The sequence below is a fragment of the Bhargavaea sp. GQ12 genome, assembly GCF_059758705.1.
In genome coordinates, this window is record NZ_JCAXEU010000047.1 from 1 (window position 1) to 738 (window position 738).

1 protein-coding gene is annotated in these 738 nt (G+C 50.1%); it reads right to left on the bottom strand.

From position 1 onward, the window contains the following. On the bottom strand, positions 1-659 hold a 659-nt coding region (locus tag AC6CHQ_RS16310), incomplete at its 3' end, for an IS3 family transposase (RefSeq protein ID WP_498082073.1). Positions 660-738: the final 79 nt, after the last annotated feature.

Genomic DNA, 738 nt, shown 5'->3' on the forward strand with positions numbered 1-738 from the left:
TCGCCTTTCCGGCTCATACTGATGACGGCTCCAGTGTCTGTCAGCTTCTGGGTATATGCTTTCGAACAATATTGGCTGCCGCGGTCCGAATGATGAATTACTCCTTCTTCCGGCTGACGAATGGCCAGTGCCTTCCTGAGAGCCGAGAGCGGAAGCTCTGTCTCCATCGTGTCTCCGAGGGTGTAGGCAATGATCTTCCGTGAGCACAGGTCCATGATGCTGGCCAGATAAGACCAGCCGTCCAAATGCCGGATATAGGTGATATCCGCTACCCAGACCTTGTTCAGTTCCACCGTCTTGAAGTCTCTTGCCACCACATTTGGATGGACAGTCTGACTATGATTTGAGTCCGTTGTAGCGACTTTGCGTTTCGGAGGCAGGGCCGTAAGATTGAGTTCTTTCATCCGGATAGCCACTGTCTTCTGACATACCTCAAAGCCTCGTCGTATCAGTTCCTTATGTATCCGGGGACTACCGTACGTCCCGTAGCTCCCGTGGAAGATCTCTAGAATCGCCCGGTTTAGCTTTTCGCGCTCTTCCTGACGTTCCAGCCACTCAACCGTCGTCGGCCGTTTAAGCCAGTCATAGTAGCCGGATTTTGAAGCAACCAGTACTTGGCACATCTTCACCACGTTAAATACATTTTGATTTTCGTATATGAATCGGTATTTTACGCCTGGCTTCTCGTGAAAACATGCATAGCCTTTTTTAGAATTTCGTTCTCTTCATCCTTGTCCG